This is a genomic window from Cellulomonas sp. P4_H4, assembly GCF_056400865.1.
Genome location: NZ_JBFUKL010000003.1, coordinates 497,902 through 512,716, shown reverse-complemented (window position 1 = coordinate 512,716; position 14,815 = coordinate 497,902). Strand labels below are relative to the sequence as shown.

Sequence of the window (14,815 nt, the reverse complement as noted above, 5' to 3'; positions counted from 1 at the left end):
CAGCCCACGCCCGAGCACTGGACCTGCACAGCGGGGTTCCAGGGACGTTCCCTACAGTCATGACCAGAGTCGCGAACACGCGCAGCTGGTCGGCATGAACAGGGAGCATCCCCATGAGGACACCACGCAGGACCACGATCGCGCTCGTCTCCGGAGCCTCCGTCATCGCGGCCCTCGCGGCCTGCTCGGACGCGGCGGCGACGAACGGCACGCCTGCGGACGACTCGTCGACGAGCACGGTCGACGACGGTGCCACGGTCACCGAGGCCGACCCGGCTCCGGCGGACCCGGACGCCTCGGGCTACACGGACGGCACGTACACGGAGTCCGGGTCCTACCAGTCGCCGGCCGGTGAGGAGTCCGTCCAGGTCTCGGTGGCCCTCGAGGGCGGTGTGATCACCGCGGTCGAGGTCACGCCGAACGCGACCAACCCGCAGAGCAAGCAGTACCAGACGGCCTTCGCCTCAGGGATCGCCGACGAGGTCGTCGGCAGGTCGATCGACGACGCGAACGTCGACGTGGTCTCGGGGTCGTCGCTCACGTCGGAGGGGTTCAACGCCGCGCTCGCACAGATCGCGGCCGATGCGCAGGCCTGAGTCGACCTTCGACGCGATCGGCACCCGTTGGTCGATCTACGTCGACGGTCCGCTCGACGCGGCGACGTCGGCGCGGGTCCGCGGCCGGATCGACGCCTACGACGCGGTCTGGTCCCGGTTCCGCGTCGACTCGCTGGTCAGCCGCATGGCGAGCGAGGCCGGCACCTACCGGTTCCCCTCCGAGGCCGGTCCGCTGCTCGACCTGTACGAGCTGCTCGGCCGGGTCACGGGCGGCGCGATGTCTCCGCTGGTCGGGAGCAGCCTGGTGACGCTCGGGTACGACGCCGGCTACTCGTTGCGCCCCACTGGTGCACCCGAGCCCGCGCCCGCCTGGCACGAGGCGCTCGAGCGCGACGGTGACGTGCTGGTCGCTCGCGAGCCCGTCCTGCTGGACGTCGGCGCGGCGGGCAAGGGCCAGCTGGTCGACCTGGTGGCGGCCGAGCTGCGGGACTGCGGCATCGACCGGTACGTCGTCGACGCCGGTGGGGACCTGGTGCACCGCGGTGGGGAACCGTTCCGCGTCGCGCTTCAGCAGCCAGGCGACCCCACTCGAGCCGTCGGCGTCGTCGAGCTCGCTGACGCCGCGCTGTGCGGGTCCGCGGTGGACCGGCGGGCGTGGGGCGACGGCCTGCACCATGTCCTCGATGCACGGACCGGCGAGCCGGCCACCTCTGTCGCCGCCACGTGGGTGGTGGCCGAGAGTGCGATGCTGGCCGACGGGTTGGCCACGGCCCACTTCTTCGCCGACGCCGACCTGCTCGAGGCGGCGGTCGACCACACGTATGCGCGGCTGCTCACCGACGGGCGGCTCCACTACTCGCTCGGCCTGCCCGGAGAGGTGTTCGTATGAAGGTCCTCGACGGGGTGCTCGGCCGGACCACGATGTACCGCGTCATGACGTGGTCGCTCGGCGCCGTCCTGCTCTCGGCGATCCTGCTGTCCCTGTTCGGGTCGCTGCAGCAGGACCCTCTGGCGATCTTCCTGTTCGCGCTCGTCGCGGTCGGGGTCACGCTGCTGACCAGCCTGCTGTGCGGGCGGTTGTGGCGGACGCAGGTGCACGTCGAGTCGTCGGTGATCACCGGACTGATCCTTGCGCTGCTCTTCTGGCCGCGGCTCGACCTGACCTCGTTCGGCACCCTCGCAGCAGCCGCCGCCGTCGCGGGTGTGTCCAAGTTCGTGATCGCGGTCCGTTCCCGGCACGTGCTCAACCCGGCGGCGACGGGCGCGCTCGTCGCCGGGCTGGCCGCGCAGCTCTGGGGCGGGTTCCCGGCTGCGTGGTGGGTTGCGACACCGACCCTGCTGCCCCTCGTCGCGATGGCGGGTCTGGTCGTCGTCCTGCGGACGGGTCGGGTCCTGCTCGTCGTGACGTACGTCGTCGGAGCGCTGGCGGTGCTGCTCCCACGCCTGGTCTCGAGCGGTACCGAGCCGGTCGACGCCCTGCTCACCGCGTTCCAGTCCTATCCGCTCGTGTTCGCCGCGTGCTTCATGCTCACCGAGCCGCTGACGCTGCCCCCTCGGCGGTGGCAGCAGCTCAGCGAGGCTGCCCTGGTGGGCGTGCTGACCTACGTACCGTTCTCCATCGGGTCGCTGTACAACTCGCCGGAGCTCGCCCTCGTGGTCGGCAACGCCCTCGCCTTCGCGTTCGGTCAGCGACGCGCTGTGCACCTGCGTGTGCGGGGTCATCGCACGATCGCGCCCGGTGTCCGTGAGGTCGCGTTCGGGCCTGAGAACCCGATGCGGTTCCAGCCCGGCCAGTGGATCGAGCTGCACGTCCCGCACGCGGACCCCGACGGTCGCGGCTCGCGGCGGGTGTTCTCCGTCGCCAGCCCACCCGGGGACGACGTGGCCGTGGCGTTCCGGCTCTCGGACGCGCCCAGCACGTTCAAGGCCGCGCTCAGCGCCGTACCCGAGGGTGGCCTGGTCCGCGCGACCGCCGTCGGTGGCGACTTCCTGCTCCCGCGCGACCCGTCGGTACCGCTGCTGCTCGTCGCCGGCGGTATCGGTATCACGCCCTTCGTGAGCCACCTGTCGGCGGTTGCCCGGTCCGGAGACCCGCGCGACGTCGTCGTCGTCCTGGTCCTGAAGGAGGGCGATGCGCTGGCCTACGCCGAGGTGCTGCTCGCGTCCGGTGCTCGGGTGGTCGTCGTCTCCCCGTCGGCTCCCGAGGACCTGCCGGACGGGTGGACGCACGTCGCGGCGCCGACCATCGATCGTGCGATCGTCGGCAACGAGGTGCCCGACGCCCCGAAGCGGGTCGCGTACGCCTCGGGCTCGCCCGGCATGGTCGACCACACGCGCACCGTCCTGCGCAGCGCAGGGGTGCCCCGGGTGCGGACGGACGCGTTCAGCGGCTACTGAGGCCGGCCGGACCGACGGCCCGTTCGGCTAGACCGAGGCGACGACGAGGGCCACGTTGTGGCCGCCGAACCCGAAGGAGTTGTTGACGGCCGCGATCTGGCCGTCACGCAACGGTCGGGGCTTGTCGCGGACCAGGTCGAGCACGAGCTCGGGGTCGGGGTTCTCGACGTTGATCGTCGGCGGCGCCTGGCGCTCGTACAGCGCGAGCACGGTGAAGATCGTCTCGAGCGCACCCGCACCGCCGAGCAGGTGCCCGGTCATCGACTTGGTGGCGGAGAGCACGACATGGTCCGCGTCGTCGCCGAGCGCGCCACGGATCGAGCGGGCCTCGATCAGGTCGCCCACGACGGTCGACGTGGCGTGCGCGTTGACGTGCACGATGTCGATGTTCGCGATCTCGGACTCCTCGATGGCAGCCTTCATCGCGCGGATCTGGCCCTCGCCCGTGGGTTCCGGGGACGTGATGTGGTAGCCGTCGGCGGACAGGCCGACGCCGGCGATGCGCGCGTAGACGCGAGCCCCGCGCGCGGCGGCGTGCTCGGCGCTCTCCAGGATGACGACGCCGGCGCCGTCGCCGATGACGAACCCGTCGCGGTCGATGTCGTAGGGGCGTGACGCGCCCTGCGGGTCGTCGTTGCGCAGCGAGAGCGTGCGCGACGCCGCGAACGCGGCGACCGGCATCGGGTGGATCGACGCCTCGGTCCCGCCGGCGATCACGATGTCGGCGCGGCCGGTGCGGATCATGTCGGCGGCGTAGCCGATGGCCTCTGCGCCCGACGCGCACGCGGACACCAGCGCGTGCGCACCGGCCTTGGCGCCGAACTCGAGCGACACGTAGGCGGTCGGCGAGTTGGGCATGAGCATGGGGACGGTCATCGGCAGGACGCGGCGAGCGCCGTTCTCGGGTGCCGCGAGCAGCTTCTCCCAGGCGTCGAGGATCGTGCGGATGCCGCCGATGCCGGACGACACCACGGAGCCGAGCCGGTGGCCGTCGACCTCGGGCGAGCCCGCGTCCGCCCACGCCTCGCGCGCCGCGATGATCGCGTACTGCGCGGACGGGTCCATGCGCTTGAGCTCGGGCCGCGTCAGGACGTCGGCAGGCTCGACCTTGATGGTCGCACCGAACTCGACAGGGATGCCGAACCGCTCCGACCAGTCGTTGTCGAAGCGCCGAGCGCCGGACTCACCATTCAGTGCGGCGGCCCAGGTGCTGGCAACGTCTCCACCCAGTGGGGTGGTCGCTCCCAGTCCGGTGACGACGACGTCAGGGAAGTGGCTCATCGGTGCTCCAGATCGGATGTGGGGTGGATCGGTCCGGGCGAGCACGCCGCACGTGGTGCGGCGTGCCCGCTCTGACCGGCCGGGTGGAACAGGCTCAGGCCTGCGCGCCCGCGATGAAGGTGACGGCGTCGCCGACGGTCGCGAGGTTCTTGACCTCGTCGTCCGGGATGGTGACCTCGAACTTCTCCTCGGCCAGCGTGACGATCGTCATCATCGACAGGGAGTCGATGTCGAGGTCGTCGGTGAAGGACTTCTCGGGCAGGACGGAGTCCGTCGGAAGGCCGGTCTCCTCGCTGACGATCTCGGCCAGTCCGGCCAGGATCTCCTGCTCGCTGTACGCCATCGGTGTCTCCTCGTTTGTCGGGATCGTGCTGTGTGGGGTCGGACGAACGGTACAGCGGGGGGCCGTACCCGGGGTGATCTCAGGGCAGGACGACGACCTGCGCTGCGTAGACCAGACCGGCACCGAAGCCGATCTGGAGCGCGAGTGCGCCGCTGGACACCTGGCCCTCGCGGAGCAGACGTTCCGTGGCGAGCGGGATGGAGGCGGCCGACGTGTTGCCGGTGTCGGCGATGTCGCGGCCGACCACGACGGACGGCGGGAGCTTGAGGGTCTTGATCATCTGGTCGATGATCCGCATGTTGGCCTGGTGCGGGATGAACGCCTCGATCTCGTCGGCGGTCACACCGGCTGCGTCCATCGCCTTCTGCGCGACGGGGGCCATCTGCCAGACGGCCCACTTGAACACGGTCTGGCCCTCCTGGCGCAGGGTCGGCCAGCCGGCGCCCTCGTCGCGCGTGGCCAACCAGGAGTGCGTCTGGCGGATCGCCTGTGCCTGACCGCCGTCGGAGCCCCAGATCGTCGGGCCGATGCCGGGCGTGTCCGACGGGCCGATGACGACCGCGCCGGCGCCGTCGCCGAGCAGGAACGAGATCGTGCGGTCGGTCGGGTCGATGAACTCGCTCATCTTCTCCGCGCCGATGACCAGCACGTTGCGCGCTGCGCCGGCCCGCACGAGGGCGTCGGCCTGACCGATGCCGTAGCAGTACCCGGCGCACGCCGCGGAGATGTCGAACGCGGCGGCCGGGGTGGCACCGATGCGGTCGGCGATGATCGCGGCGCCCGCGGGCGTCTGGTGGAAGTACGTGACCGTCGACAGGATGACGACGTCGATGTCCGCACCCGTGAGACCGGCGTCCTTGATGGCCAGGACGGCCGCGTCGGTCGCGAGGTCGAGCACGTCGGTGCCGGCTCCGGCGCGACGGCGCGTGACGATGCCGGTGCGCTGCTGGATCCACTCGTCGGACGAGTCGATCGGGCCGGCGATGTCGTCGTTGGTGACCAGGTTCTCGCCACGGACGCCGCCGAGACCCAGGATGCGGGTGTGCGCCGGTCCGGTGGCCTGCGTGAGGGTGGGACGGGTCACGACGGGTTCTCCGAGTTCGTGTCAGGGCTCTGGGGGGTTCCGGCGTGCCGACGGATGAGGTCGCGTGCTGCGTCCAGGTCGGCGGGGGTCTTGACGGCGACCGTCTCGACCCCGGGCAGCGTACGCCGCGCCAGACCCGTGAGCACACCGCCGGGCGCGACCTCGAGCAGCCCGGTGACCCCGAGCTGCTGCAGGGTGGCCTGGCACAGGTCCCAGCGGACGGGGTTGGCCACCTGCGCCACGATCAGCTCGAGCGCGCGTGCGCCGGACGCCGCCACCGAGCCGTCGGAGTTGGTCAGGAGCGGCACGAACGGCTCGCCCGGCGTCACGCCTTCGGTGGCCGCGCGCAGCTCGTCGACCGCGGGCGCCATGTGCTCCGTGTGGAACGCACCGGCCACCTGCAGCGTGATGACGCGCGCCTTGGCGGGAGGTGCGGCGGCGAACGCGGCGAGCGCGTCGAGGGTGCCCGCAGCGACCACCTGCCCTCCGCCGTTGACGTTCGCGGGCACGAGCCCGTGCTGCGCGAGCAGTGCGAGGACCTCGTCCGGGTCGCCACCGAGGACGGCGCTCATGCCGGTCGGGGTGGCAGCGGCGGCCCGGGCCATCGCAGCGCCGCGGACCGCGACGAGACGCAGCGCCTCGTCGTCGGTCAGTACCCCGGCGATGGCGGCTGCGGCGAGCTCGCCGACGGAGTGCCCTGCGGTCGCTCCGACGAGCGGCTGCGCCGCCAGGGCGAGCGAGGCGTCGGCGTCCAGGTCGAGGACGGCCCGCAGGCTGGCCAGCGCGGAGGCGACCAGCAGCGGCTGCGCGACGGCAGTGTCACGGATGGTGTTCGCGTCCGAGGTCGTGCCGTGGGCGACCAGGTCGAGCCCCGTCGTGCGGGACGCACGGGCGATCGACTCGGCGACGGACGGCAGCTCGAGCCACGGGGCGAGCATGCCGGGGGACTGGGCGCCCTGACCGGGGCAGACGACGACGAGCACGCGCTCCACTCTTCCTTCTCGGTCCGTCGGGACCGGCTCACGGCAGGCACCAACCTTCTGGGGGTGCCTTGTCGATGTCCTACAACTGGGCGGCTACTGCGGTTCGGCGGCGTCGAGGCGTCCGAGGGCCAGCGCGGTCTGCAGCACGTACGACTCGCGCGCGTCCAGCGGGTCCCAGCCGGTCACGTCCGCCACGCGCCGCAGGCGGTAGCGCACCGTGTTCGGGTGCACGTAGAGAGTGCGGGCAGCGGCCTCGAGCGAGCGCCCGGTGCCCAGATAGGCCGAGAGCGTCTCGAGCAGTGAACCCTGGCTGGCGGCGAGCGGCGCGTACGCCTGTGCGACCAGCGTGCGTCGGGCGGTCTGGTCACCGATGAGCACGCGTTCGGGCAGCAGCTCGTCCGCCTGCACCGGCCGCGGCGCCTGCTCCCACGCGGGCGCGGCTACCAGGCCCGACAGTGCTGCGCGGGCGGACCGTGCCGAGTCCGTCAGATCGCCCACGACGGGGCCGATGACCACGGGGCCGGGGCCGAACCGGGGGAGCAGAGTCGACGCGGCGGCACGCAGGTCGCCCTCGCCACCCAGGAAGACCACGAGGCGGTCGCCCTGGATGCCGACGAGCGCGTCGTCGGCGGTGCGACGCGTCGCGCGACGAAGCTCGGCGGCGCGCACGTCGTCGAGCGCCGAGGTCGTCGTACCGACCATGACCAGCGTCGATCCCCGACCGCTCCACCCGAGAGCTGCGATGCGCGAGCGGAGGGCGTCGTCGACGTCGCCCCTGACCAGGGCGTCCACGACGAGCGCCTCGAGCCGCGCGTCCCACGCCCCGCGCATCTCCGCGGCGCGGGCGTAGACCTCCGCGGCCGAGAAGGCGACCTCGCGCGAGTAGCGCAGGACGGCCTCGCGGACCTCGCGCTCGTCACCGGGCGCCGCAAGACGGTCGCTGTTGGTCTCCACGACGTCGACCACCACGCGCACGAGCTGGAGCGTGTGCTGCAAGGAGATGGACCTCGTCAGCTCGGGCGGCGCCGTGGCGAAGATGTCGCCCACACCGTGCGGGGGCCGGGTCGGCTCGGCGAACCAGGTGACGAACGCCGTGATGCCCGCCTGGGCGATGAGCCCGACCCAGGAGCGGTCCTCGGCGGGCAGCTCGCGGTACCACTCCAGGTCCTCGTCGAGCCGCCGCATCGCCGCCGCCGACAGGAGGCCGGCGCCCTCGCGCACCCGACGCTGGGTCTCCGGGCCACCTCGTGCCTCGAGTGCCGGGGCCTTGACCCGGGCGGGCGGCGTGCGCCGCGGGCGGGCCGACGGGGCAGGCGAAGGCGCGGCCTGCCCGCTGAGGGTGCTGGACATGGGGCGAGCATAGGGAACATGTTGTGGGAAGTCGACAAACGTTGCCTCACGCACAGCCGTGTCTTCGGGCTTTCCGCCGGTGTGGTTCGTCCCTTACGGATAGGGTCGCACCATGGCTCTACTGCCCCGCCTACGTCAGCTCATGCGACGGCCGACCTCGGCCTCGCGGGTCGGTGCGCGTCGTCCGACGACGGCCGCGCGGCGCGGTGACACCCTGCACGAGGACGCTCTGCGCTCGATGCTGAGCGACGACCCGAACAACGAGCGGGCCTTCGTCGCCCTGGCCGAGATCGTGCGTCGCCGCGCCGCCGAGTCCACGGTTCCCGACGACGACCCGCTGGCCGCGCCCCCGGACGAGGGCGAACGCCAGCACGCTGCCAACCTCGCCGTGTGGGCGCTCGGCGAGGAGCTCGCCGGCAACCCGCGTGCCTGGTACCCGCTCATCGAGGTCGCGCGACTGTCGGTCGCCGACGACCACGAAGGCACCCTGCGCCGACTCACCACGGCCGTGGAGCGGGACCCGTCCGGCAGGGCGCTCGTGGCTGCGCTGAGCCTTCTGCGCGACGCGGACCTGCCCGTCGAGGCGCTCGGCCTCGGCGTCGGGCACTGGCGTCCGCGCGAGCACGACCCCGAGGTGGCTCGGCAGCTCGTGCTCGCCTCGATCGAGGCCGGTCGTCCGCTCGAGGCCAAGCAGCACATCGCCGCACTCGACCTCTACCCGGACCAGCCGGCCGTTCAGGAACTCCGGGGCGAGCTCGGCCGCGACCTGGCGCACGCCGAGCAGAACATCCCCGGTACCTGAGCCTGCCGTGCTCGGTGCGGAGCCCAGGAGCACCGACGAGCACCCACGACGAAGGCCCGGGCGGTTGGTCCGTCCGGGCCTTCGTCGTGTCAGGACGTCAGGACGTCAGCTGTCGCCGCCCGCGTTGCCGGACGTGCCGGCCGTGACGTCGTGCAGGCGGTACCGCTCGATCGCCTGCGCGGGCACGTCGGGGCCGACTGCTCCGGTGCGTGCGAGCTGCTGCAGCACGCGGACCACGGTCGACGGGCCGTCGATCTTGAAGTGCCGACGGGCCGCCGCGCGGGTGTCCGAGAAGCCGAAGCCGTCGGCGCCCAGCGTCGCGTAGGTGCCGGGGATCCAGGCACGAACCTGGTCGGCCACGAGGTGGTCGTAGTCCGTCGTCGCGACGAACGGACCCTCGGCACCCTGCAGCTTCTGCGTGAGGTACGGGACCCGCTCCTCCTCGCCGGGATGCAGGTACGCACGCTGGTCCGCAGCGAGGCCGTCGCGGCGCAGCTCGTTCCAGCTGGTGACGGACCAGACCGCCGCCTGGACGCCCCAGTCGTCGGCCAGCAGCTGCTTGGCCTCGAGCGCCCACGGCACCGCGACGCCCGAGGCGAGGATCTGAGCCTTCGGCCCGTCGCCCTCGGCCCACGCGACCTGGTGGATGCCCCGCAGGATGCCGTCGACGTCGACGTTCTCGGGCTCTGCCGGCTGCGGCATGGGCTCGTTGTAGACCGTCAGGTAGTAGATGACGTCGGGGTCGCGCGGGTCGCCCTCGCCGTACATGCGCTGGATGCCGTCGCGCACGATGTGCCGGATCTCGTACCCGTAGGCCGGGTCGTAGTGCACGACGTGCGACATGGTGCCGGCCAGGAGCGGGGAGTGGCCGTCGGCGTGCTGCAGACCTTCGCCCGTGAGCGTCGTACGGCCGGCGGTGGCACCGATGAGGAACCCGCGAGCCATCTGGTCGCCGGCTGCCCAGAACTGGTCGCCGGTCCGCTGGAACCCGAACATCGAGTAGTAGAAGTAGAACGGGATCAGCGGTTCGCCGTGCGTGGCGTACGACGTGCCGACCGCCTGGAACGCCGACGCACTACCGGCCTCGTTGATGCCCGTGTGCATGATCTGGCCGGACTCGGACTCCTTGTAGGAGAGCATGAGCTCGCGGTCCACGGCCATGTAGTTCTGGCCGTTCGTGTTGAAGATCTTGGCGCTCGGGAAGATCGAGTCCAGGCCGAACGTGCGCGCCTCGTCGGGGATGATCGGCACCAGGCGGTGGCCGAAGCCCTTGTCGCGGACCAGGTCCTTGAACAGACGCACGAGCGCCTGCGTGGTCGCGACGTCCTGGTGGCCGGAGCCCTTGGCCAGACCCTCGTAGACCTTGTCGTCCGGGAGCGTCAGCGGCTTGTGGACGGTGCGCCGCTCGGGCACGAACCCGCCCAGCTGGCGACGGCGCTCGAGCAGGTACTTGATGCCCTCGTCCTCGGTGCCCGGGTGGTAGTAGGGCGGCAGGTACGGGTTCGCGTCGATCTGCTCGTCCGAGATCGGGATGTGCAGCGAGTCGCGCAGGGTCTTGAGGTCGTCGGACTTGAGCTTCTTCATCTGGTGCGTGGCGTTGCGCCCCGCGAAGCCGGAGCCCAGGCCGTAGCCCTTGATCGTGTGGGCCAGGATGACCGTCGGCTGGCCCGTGTGCTCACGAGCGGCCTTGTACGCGGCGTAGATCTTGCGGTAGTCGTGCCCGCCACGCTTGAGCGCCCAGATCTCGTCGTCCGTCATCTTCTCGACGAGCGTCTTCGTGCGCGGGTCGCGACCGAAGAAGTGCTCGCGGATGAAGGCGCCGTCCTCGGCCCGGAACGTCTGGAAGTCACCGTCCGGCGTGTTGTTCATCAGGTTGACGAGCGCGCGGTCCTTGTCGGCGTTGAGCAGGGCGTCCCACTCGCGGCCCCAGACGACCTTGATGACGTTCCAGCCGGCGCCGCGGAACTGCGCCTCGAGCTCCTGGATGATCTTGCCGTTGCCGCGCACGGGGCCGTCGAGACGCTGCAGGTTGCAGTTGACCACGAACGTGAGGTTGTCCAGGCCCTGCTGGCCGGCCAGCTGGAGCATGCCGCGAGACTCGGGCTCGTCCATCTCGCCGTCGCCGAGGAACGCCCAGACGTCCTGCTGGCTGGTGTCCTTGATGCCGCGCAGGTGCAGGTAGCGGTTGGTCCACGCCTGGTAGATCGCCGACGACGGGCCGAGGCCCATCGACACCGTCGGGAACTCCCACAGGTCCGGCGCCAGGCGCGGGTGCGGGTAGGACGGCAGACCGCCGCCGGGGTGCGACAGCTCCTGGCGGAACCCGTCCAGCTGGTGCTCGGACAGGCGACCCTCGAGGAACGCACGGGCGTAGACACCCGGTGACGCGTGGCCCTGGAAGTAGACCTGGTCACCGCCGCCGGGGTGGTCCTTGCCGCGGAAGAAGTGGTTGAGGCCCACCTCGGTCAGCGTCGCGACGGACGCGTACGACGAGATGTGCCCGCCGACGCCGACGCCGGGACGCTGCGCCCGCGTGACCATGACGGCCGCGTTCCAACGGATCCACGACCGGTAGCGACGCTCGAGAGCCTCGTCGCCAGGGAAGTAGGGCTCGTCGTGCACCGCGATGGTGTTGACGTAGGGCGTGTTGAGCGAGGCCGGGATGGCCACGTTCCGCTGTCGTGCGTGCCGCAGCATGCTGAGCAGCACGTACCGCGCGCGCGGACCGCCCTTCTCGTCGATGAGTCCGTCGAGGGACTCCACCCACTCACCGGTCTCGTCCGGGTCGATGTCCGGGACCTGGCTGAGCAGGCCGCCGATGAGCGGTCCCGTCTCGTCGATCGAAGCCACCTGCGCTCCTTGCGTCTCGTCCGCGCGCACGAGCCCGGTCGGCATCGGCGGCGCATCTGTGCCCCGGTCCACCGGCCGTGCCTGGGTAGGCCGCTGGTGGGTGCGGGGTCGTCGACCCATTCTCGGACCCCTGAGGCCCGAAAGTCACACCGAGTACCAGGAAGGCGCACGTGACGTCCGTGACATCGGGCCGGCAACACCTGTCGCACCCGTCGTGTCTTGCCGGGCCACGCCCCGGTGCGGTGGGCTACGGTTTGGCATCAGGAAGCGTCGCCCCGGCCCGGGGCGAGCGAGGGAAGGGATCGGTTCAGGACGTGTCATCCACCACGGACGACGCTGCGAAGGCGGCGTCTCGTCTGGGTTTCGCCGCGGGTCAGGTGATCCAGGAGTTCGGTTACGACGACGACGTCGACGACACGCTGCGGTCCGGCCTCGAGGCCATCACCGGCACTGAGCTCGTCGACGAGGACTACGACGACGTCACGGACGGTGCCGTCATCTGGTTCCGCCAAGATGACGGGGACCTCACCGACGCACTCGTCGACGCGCTCACCGTGCTCGACGACAACGGCCCGATCTGGGTGCTCACCCCGAAGGCAGGGCGGGACGGCCACGTCTCGCACAGCGACATCGAGGAGGCCGCGACCACGTCGGGCCTGCACGCGATGAGCACGCTGTCCATCGCCACCGACTGGTCGGCCACCCGGCTCGCGGCCCGAGGCCGCGGTCGCTGACGGTTGTTAGGGTCGCCCGATGACGACTCCTGCCATCGGTGAACCCGCTCCCGACTTCTCCCTGCCGGACACGCACGGCACGCCCGTGACGCTGAGCGGCCTGCGAGGTGGGCCGACCGTGCTCGTCTTCGTGCCTTTCGCGTTCTCGGGCACCTGCACCGGTGAGCTGTGCGAGCTGCGCGACAACATCGCCGAGTTCGAGCAGGCCGGTGTGCACGTCGCCGTCATCTCCTGCGACCCGAAGCACTCCCTGCGGGCGTGGGCCGCGCAGGAAGGCTTCAGCTTCGACCTGCTCTCGGACTTCTGGCCGCACGGCGAGGTCGCCCGCGCGTACGGGGTCTTCGACGAGGCCAAGGGGATGGCCGGGCGCGGCAGCTTCCTGGTCGACGGTGAGGGCATCCTGCGGTGGTCTGTGGTGAACCCTCCGGGGCGCGCCCGGGGCCTCTCGGAGTACCGCACGGCCGTCGCGGCACTGACCGCTGCCTGATCGGCGCGGCTGCCCGGTAGGCTGTGCGCCCGTCGTCTGTCGGGGCCTGTAGCTCAGCTGGTCAGAGCGCCGCGCTTACACCGCGGAGGTCGCCGGTTCGAAACCGGCCGGGCCCACCCACGTCCCCTGCTCGACGCTCACCGCCTCGCAGCGCTCGCAGCGCTCACGGCGCGGTCGTCAGCGCGGGCGGGCCGCCTCGTTGTTAAGGTCCGCAGGTGCCTGCGAGAGTCCCGATCGTCTCCGCCCTGACGGTGTTTCCGGTGAAGTCCTTCGCGGGGCTGCCGTTGACGAGCATGGTCGTGGACCGGTCCGGACCGCGCGGAGACCGCCGCTGGATGCTCGTCGACGACGACGGCGACACCCTGACGGCGCGCAAGTTCCCCCGGATGCTCGCGGCACACGCGCGCTCCGTGGACGACGGGGGAGTCGAGCTCTCCGGCGCAGGCCTGTCGACGATCACCGTTCCCGAGCCCACCGGACCCGCGGACGTGCCCGTCGGGCTGTCCCGCGTCTCGACCGCGACGTTCGCGGGGCCGCAGGCGGCGCAGTGGTGCTCCGAGCTGCTCGGGCGGTCGGTGCGACTCGTGTGGCTCGACGACCCGGCCCGGCGTGGGATGGCGGAGCGGCACGGCGGAACGGCCGACGACCCGATGTCCCTGACCGACAGCGGGCCGCTCCACGTCACGACGACGGCGTCCCTGGCTCGTCTGAACGCCTGGGCGGCCGAGATCCACGACGAGCGCGTGCAGGTCCACCTCGAGGCCGGGAAGCCGGCACCTGAGCCGCACCAGCTGCTCGACATGCGTCGGTTCCGGCCGAACCTGGTGATCGACGGAGACCTCGAGCCGTTCGCGGAGGACGGCTGGTCCACCCTGACCGTCGGCGATGTCGAGCTGCGGTTCGCCGACACGTGTGGCCGGTGCGTGCTCACCACGATCGACCCCGACACGCAGGCGAAGGGCAAGGAGCCGCTGCGCACCCTCGCTCGCCACCGGCGCAGGGACGGCGAGGTGTGGTTCGGGATCCAGATGGTGCCGGTGCGGTTCGGCACGCTCTCGGTCGGCGAGGAAGCCAGCGTCGGCTGACGCTCCGGGTCACCGGAAACGTCTGCGGTGTCGTGGGCGGGAATCGGTTCCGAAGGGACGCGTTCAGCGGTTAGGCTGCGCCTGTGATCTCGCGTCTCTTCGAGCGTGGGGCGCCGCTCTGGAACGCGGCGGAGACGCTCGGTGAGATCGTCGTCGTCAACGTGCTGCTCGTGCTCAGCGCGCTGCCCGTCGTCACGTTCGGTGCGGGTCTCACCGCCGCCTACGACACCGCGCGCCGCCTGCAGGCAGGCGACGACCACGACGGCGCTGCGCGCACCTTCCGCCGGTCGTTCCGCGCCAACCTGGGCCAGTCCACGCTGCTCTGGCTCGTGGTCGGGGCCGTCGGGCTGGCCGTGCTGGCGAGCTGGCTCTTCCTCCCCATCGCCGGGCTCGCGGTCATCAAGACCCTGCTCACAGGCGTATGCGTGCTCGTCTGGCCCTTCATCTGGGCGATGCAGGCTCGCTTCGAGAACGGCGTGGGGCGCATGCTCCGCAACGCGACCTTCGTCGCCGTCGGACGCCTGCCGTTCGCGCTCGGCGTCGCAGCGATCCAGCTCGGGGTCGTCGCGGTCGTCGTGGCGACCTGGGTCTACATGCCGCAGATCGTCGCTCTCCTGCTCCTGCTCGGCTATCCGTTGGCGGTGTTCGCCTCGACGCCGCTGCTCGAGCGCGCCATCGCGCCGCTCCTGACCGAGGCCGACGCCGGCACCGTCTGACCGCGTCGCAGGTACCCCGTACGGAGCGTTGCGCGGGGCGGAACCGTGCCCGTATGCTCTCGCCGCAGAGGCACGGAACCGTTTCCGAAGATTGTCTCTCGTGCGGTGCATCGATGCATCGCATGTGGGCGTCTCCCTATCCAATG

14 protein-coding genes and 1 tRNA gene are annotated in these 14,815 nt (G+C 71.4%); 9 read left to right on the top strand and 6 right to left on the bottom strand.

Annotation, left to right across the window (positions count from 1 at the left end):
• Positions 1-113 precede the first annotated feature (113 nt).
• From AC1DPN_RS12510 to AC1DPN_RS12500, 3 genes are read left to right on the top strand one after another with little or no spacing between them, the layout of a single operon-like run.
• On the top strand, positions 114-596 hold the full coding sequence (locus AC1DPN_RS12510; RefSeq protein WP_477085060.1) for an FMN-binding protein: 483 nt from the start codon (positions 114-116) through the stop codon (positions 594-596).
• Positions 583-1,446 (top strand): FAD:protein FMN transferase, encoded by an 864-nt coding sequence (locus AC1DPN_RS12505; protein WP_477085059.1) that lies wholly within the window; start codon positions 583-585, stop codon positions 1,444-1,446. Before AC1DPN_RS12510 ends, AC1DPN_RS12505 begins: the two co-directional genes overlap by 14 nt.
• Entirely contained in the window at positions 1,443-2,954 is a 1,512-nt protein-coding gene (locus tag AC1DPN_RS12500; protein ID WP_477085058.1) for an FAD-dependent oxidoreductase, read from the top strand. Before AC1DPN_RS12505 ends, AC1DPN_RS12500 begins: the two co-directional genes overlap by 4 nt.
• Positions 2,955-2,981: 27 nt before the next feature.
• Here the strand turns inward: AC1DPN_RS12500 and AC1DPN_RS12495 are convergent, their stop codons facing one another.
• From AC1DPN_RS12495 to AC1DPN_RS12475, 5 genes are all read right to left on the bottom strand, one after another.
• Positions 2,982-4,235 (bottom strand): beta-ketoacyl-[acyl-carrier-protein] synthase family protein, encoded by a 1,254-nt coding sequence (locus AC1DPN_RS12495; protein ID WP_477085057.1) that lies wholly within the window; start codon positions 4,233-4,235, stop codon positions 2,982-2,984.
• 94 nt (positions 4,236-4,329) lie between these two features.
• Positions 4,330-4,578 carry an acyl carrier protein gene (locus AC1DPN_RS12490; RefSeq protein WP_028046583.1) on the bottom strand — a complete coding sequence of 83 codons (249 nt, stop codon included), beginning with the start codon at positions 4,576-4,578 and terminating at the stop codon, positions 4,330-4,332.
• A 79-nt stretch (positions 4,579-4,657) separates the two neighbouring features.
• A complete protein-coding gene (locus tag AC1DPN_RS12485; RefSeq protein WP_477085056.1) occupies positions 4,658-5,662 on the bottom strand; it encodes a beta-ketoacyl-ACP synthase III in 1,005 nt (334 codons plus the stop codon).
• The gene (locus AC1DPN_RS12480; protein WP_477085212.1) at positions 5,659-6,645 is read right to left on the bottom strand and encodes an ACP S-malonyltransferase; all 987 of its coding nucleotides are present in this window, start codon (positions 6,643-6,645) and stop codon (positions 5,659-5,661) included. Before AC1DPN_RS12480 ends, AC1DPN_RS12485 begins: the two co-directional genes overlap by 4 nt.
• Positions 6,646-6,738: 93 nt before the next feature.
• Entirely contained in the window at positions 6,739-7,995 is a 1,257-nt protein-coding gene (locus AC1DPN_RS12475) for a PucR family transcriptional regulator (protein WP_477085055.1), read from the bottom strand.
• 112 nt (positions 7,996-8,107) lie between these two features.
• Between AC1DPN_RS12475 and AC1DPN_RS12470 the strand changes: the two genes are divergently transcribed.
• Positions 8,108-8,797: a hypothetical protein gene (locus tag AC1DPN_RS12470; protein WP_477085054.1), complete on the top strand. Its 690-nt coding sequence runs from the start codon at positions 8,108-8,110 to the stop codon at positions 8,795-8,797.
• Between the two features lie 105 nt (positions 8,798-8,902).
• Here AC1DPN_RS12470 and aceE read toward each other — a convergent pair whose 3' ends face one another.
• The gene (gene aceE, locus AC1DPN_RS12465) at positions 8,903-11,647 is read right to left on the bottom strand and encodes a pyruvate dehydrogenase (acetyl-transferring), homodimeric type (protein ID WP_477085053.1); all 2,745 of its coding nucleotides are present in this window, start codon (positions 11,645-11,647) and stop codon (positions 8,903-8,905) included.
• Positions 11,648-11,961: 314 nt separating this feature from the next.
• Between aceE and AC1DPN_RS12460 the strand changes: the two genes are divergently transcribed.
• The 5 genes from AC1DPN_RS12460 (at position 11,962) to AC1DPN_RS12440 (ending at position 14,669) form a co-directional block, all read left to right on the top strand.
• Positions 11,962-12,381: a DUF3052 domain-containing protein gene (locus tag AC1DPN_RS12460; RefSeq protein WP_477085052.1), complete on the top strand. Its 420-nt coding sequence runs from the start codon at positions 11,962-11,964 to the stop codon at positions 12,379-12,381.
• 19 nt (positions 12,382-12,400) lie between these two features.
• Positions 12,401-12,868 carry a peroxiredoxin gene (locus tag AC1DPN_RS12455; RefSeq protein ID WP_477085051.1) on the top strand — a complete coding sequence of 156 codons (468 nt, stop codon included), beginning with the start codon at positions 12,401-12,403 and terminating at the stop codon, positions 12,866-12,868.
• A gap of 42 nt (positions 12,869-12,910) precedes the next feature.
• Positions 12,911-12,984: transfer RNA gene (locus AC1DPN_RS12450), tRNA-Val, on the top strand.
• A 99-nt stretch (positions 12,985-13,083) separates the two neighbouring features.
• Complete coding sequence (locus AC1DPN_RS12445; protein ID WP_477085050.1) at positions 13,084-13,953, top strand: MOSC domain-containing protein; 870 nt, start codon at positions 13,084-13,086, stop codon at positions 13,951-13,953.
• 83 nt (positions 13,954-14,036) lie between these two features.
• Positions 14,037-14,669, top strand: coding sequence for a DUF624 domain-containing protein (locus AC1DPN_RS12440; RefSeq protein WP_477085049.1), 633 nt, complete (start codon positions 14,037-14,039; stop codon positions 14,667-14,669).
• Positions 14,670-14,815 lie beyond the last annotated feature (146 nt).

Bases quoted from the DNA above. Each gene is read 5' to 3' on its own strand.
- AC1DPN_RS12510 (WP_477085060.1), top strand. From the start codon at position 114: ATGAGGACACCACGCAGGACCACGATCGCGCTCGTCTCCGGAGCCTCC.
- AC1DPN_RS12505 (WP_477085059.1), top strand. From the start codon at position 583: ATGCGCAGGCCTGAGTCGACCTTCGACGCGATCGGCACCCGTTGGTCG.
- AC1DPN_RS12500 (WP_477085058.1), top strand. From the start codon at position 1,443: ATGAAGGTCCTCGACGGGGTGCTCGGCCGGACCACGATGTACCGCGTC.
- AC1DPN_RS12495 (WP_477085057.1), bottom strand. From the start codon at position 4,235: ATGAGCCACTTCCCTGACGTCGTCGTCACCGGACTGGGAGCGACCACC.
- AC1DPN_RS12490 (WP_028046583.1), bottom strand. From the start codon at position 4,578: ATGGCGTACAGCGAGCAGGAGATCCTGGCCGGACTGGCCGAGATCGTC.
- AC1DPN_RS12475 (WP_477085055.1), bottom strand. From the start codon at position 7,995: ATGTCCAGCACCCTCAGCGGGCAGGCCGCGCCTTCGCCTGCCCCGTCG.
- AC1DPN_RS12470 (WP_477085054.1), top strand. From the start codon at position 8,108: ATGGCTCTACTGCCCCGCCTACGTCAGCTCATGCGACGGCCGACCTCG.
- AC1DPN_RS12455 (WP_477085051.1), top strand. From the start codon at position 12,401: ATGACGACTCCTGCCATCGGTGAACCCGCTCCCGACTTCTCCCTGCCG.